A 2,994-nucleotide genomic window follows, 5' to 3' on the forward strand; every position below is an offset into this window, starting at 1 on the left:
GGCCGAACCGCTCATGTTCTTCACCTTGATGCGGCCCTCTTCGTGAGCCGTGCGGGCGCGCGATGCGTTGGACTTGCGCTCCAGTGCAGCCCGGAACTTTTCCTTGGCATCTTCTGCAACGCCACCGTCGAACGACTTGTCAGTCATACGTACCTCCTGCAATCAATCGACAGAAAAAGTCTGGCACAGAATTTCTGGAATGACGACCCCGCATTCACGACTCCAGGCAATGGAATTAGCCATTTCCGGGGTCAGGCGGTGTCAAGGAGCAGCCGGTCCTTGGTGGCGGGCGCCGCGGTCTCCCCGGGGGTCTGCGCGGCGGGCTCCTCCGGCGCGGCCTGAGGGGTCTTCGAGGCGGGCAGGAGCGGGCTGAGGAGACGCGTCGAGCGCGAAGACGCCGACGATGGCGATGCCCGCGGCCGTGGCCGAGGCGGCGTCGGCGGGGGCCGGGACCCCCTCGGGCCGTGCGAGCTCCAGCAGCCGGTCGAGCAGACCGCTCTGCCAGCAGATCGGGGCCCCAGTACGGCGTCGAGCGCCTTGTCCCTCTCCTCGGCCGTCAGTTCCCCGGCGGCCTGGAGCGCCTCGCCACTGTGACCGGGCCGGGCGCGGCCGGCGGCCCGGCGGCGCCGCTCGAGGTCGGCTCGAGCGCGTGTCCAGGGCTCGTCGCGAAGCTGGAGGGGCCTCCGAGATGCCAGAGAGATGGAGTAGGACGTGCGCAACACCCTGTGCCAGCCGGTCAAGCTGCCCACAGAACGGCCCTCACCTCTCGACCCGCCCCTCGAACTGGGGGTGTTCCGGGACCGGGACCCCGTCACCCCGATGCTGTTCCCGGACGGGCACAGGGGCTGGCTGGTCACCAGCCATTCCCTGGTGCGGTCCGTCCTCGCCGACCAGCGGTTCAGCGCACGGCAGGAACTGCACCACCACGCCGCCTTCGACCACCCGTTCGGCACGGAGCGGATCACACCCGCGGAGCCCGGCCAGTTCATCGGTATGGACCCACCGGAGCACACCCGCTACCGCAAGCTCCTCACCAAGCACTTCACGGCGCGACGGATCAGGGAAATGGCGCCCCGGATCGAGGAGATCGTCGAGCAGCGGCTGGACGCGCTGGAGGCCGCGGGGCGCGGAGCCGATCTCGTCGCCGAGTTCGCCGTCCCGATCCCGACGCTGCTGATCTGCGAGATCCTCGGCGTGCCGTACGCCGAGCAGGACATGTTCCGTCACGACGTGGCCACCTTCTTCCGGCTGGACTCCACGCAGGAGGAGACCCACGGCGCGTACGCTGGCATGCTCGCCTACCTCGGCGGGCTCGTGCCGCGCAGGCGCGCGGCGCCCGGGGCGGACCTGATCAGCGGCCTGATCGAAGGGAACGAGCTCTCCGACCAGGAGATCGCGACCGTGGCGCTGGTGGTGCTGATCGCCGGCCACGAGACCACGGCGAGCATGCTCGGACTCGGCGTCTACACCCTGCTGAGCCATCCGGACCAGTGGGCCGGGCTGAGGGCCGAGCCGGACCTCCTCGACAGCGCGGTCGAGGAACTGCTGCGGTACCTCCCGCTCTTCCGGGCGGGGCTGATGCGGACCGCGCTGACCGACGTCGACCTGGGCGGCCACCGGATCTCGGCCGGTGAGTGCCTCGTGCTCTCCCTGTCGGCCGCGAACCGCGATCCGCAGCGCTTCGACGGCGACCCGGAGCGGTTCGACCCCGGGCGGAGGCCGGGCGGCCAGCTGTCGTTCGGGCACGGCGTGCACCAGTGCCTCGGACACCATCTCGCACGGGTCGAGCTGCGGATCGCGTACGCCGGCCTGCTGCGCCGGTTCCCGCGCCTGCGGATGGCTGTTCCGGCCGAGGAGATACCCCTGTGTACCGACATGGCCATCTACGGCGTGCACCGGCTGCCGGTCACCTGGTAGCGGCACGGCCCGGAGGGGCCCCAGACAAGGAGATCACATGAGCTTCGGCCTGATGGCGCTCGGCTACGAACTCGGCGACGAGGTACCGGTGCTGGACGTCGCCGCCGAGTACACCGAGGACATGGAGCGGGTCCGCACCTACGCGAGCCGCTACATGCACCGGTGTCCCGAAGGGGTGGGCCTGACGGACCTGTCGTACCGGGCCGTACGGAAGGCGCTGGACGCCGCCGGCACGGACGCCGGCGACATCGACCTGCTGGTCCTCGCGGTCACCGACATCACCGAGTACCTGTACTGGGACGCGGCGGCGAGCCTCCTGCACCGGCTCGGCGCCGACGGCGCGGAGGCGGTCCTGTTGACCCAGGCGTGCTCGTCGGGCGTCGCCGCGTTCGACCTGGTTGCCGGGAAGTTCGCCACCCATCCCGAGTACCGGACGGCCGTGGTGGTCGCGGCCAGCCGCGTCGCCGAGCCCTACTGGAACCGGCTGGAGACGGGGGCGGGCTGCTTCTCGGACGGTGCAGTCGCGGCGGTCGCCCGCCGCGGTCACGACCGGCTGCGCTGGCGCGCGAGCGACATCACCACGGACGGCACCTACGTCGACTTCTTCCGCCTCGACGCGGGAGGCGCGGCGGCCCCCTTCGGCACGCCTGGCGCGGCGGGCGGCGCACCGAGAGTACGGGGCATCGCCGAGGTGAAGGAGTACTTCGGCGACGACCACGAGAAGATCTCCGCGTTCGGCGCCCACTCCCGCAACCAGTACCGGCTCGTCGTGGAACGCGCCTGCAAGCGGGCCGGTGTCGATTTCACCGACCTGGCCCGGCTCAACCTGCCCTTCGACAACCAGCCGGCGATGGCGGGACTCGTCGCGGCCCTGGACTTCCCCGCGGAGCGCACCAACCTGCCGCTCGCCGAGGACTACGGGCACCTCGGTGCCGCCGACCCGCTGTTCGCCCTGGCCCGGGACGTCGAGCACAACGCCCTCCGGCAGGGCGACCACGTCGCCCTGGCCGCCGTCGGACGCGGCATGAGCTGGGCGAGCGCCGTCTTCGAGGTGTGAACCCGGCCTGCCGCCGCCCC

The 2,994-nt window shown here is 71.1% G+C and carries 3 protein-coding genes; 2 read left to right on the plus strand and 1 reads right to left on the minus strand.

What is annotated here, in order from left to right; genetic code table 11:
• The coding region (locus ACIPUC_RS36820) for a DUF5302 domain-containing protein (RefSeq protein ID WP_446594807.1) at positions 1-147 on the minus strand (147 nt) is incomplete at its 3' end.
• A 564-nt stretch (positions 148-711) separates the two neighbouring features.
• Between ACIPUC_RS36820 and ACIPUC_RS36825 the strand changes: the two genes are divergently transcribed.
• Complete coding sequence (locus tag ACIPUC_RS36825; RefSeq protein WP_446594798.1) at positions 712-1,917, plus strand: cytochrome P450; 1,206 nt, start codon at positions 712-714, stop codon at positions 1,915-1,917.
• A 37-nt stretch (positions 1,918-1,954) separates the two neighbouring features.
• The gene (locus ACIPUC_RS36830; RefSeq protein WP_446594800.1) at positions 1,955-2,974 is read left to right on the plus strand and encodes a 3-oxoacyl-ACP synthase III family protein; all 1,020 of its coding nucleotides are present in this window, start codon (positions 1,955-1,957) and stop codon (positions 2,972-2,974) included.
• Positions 2,975-2,994 lie beyond the last annotated feature (20 nt).

It is taken from the genome of Streptomyces sp. LARHCF249, assembly GCF_052871255.1.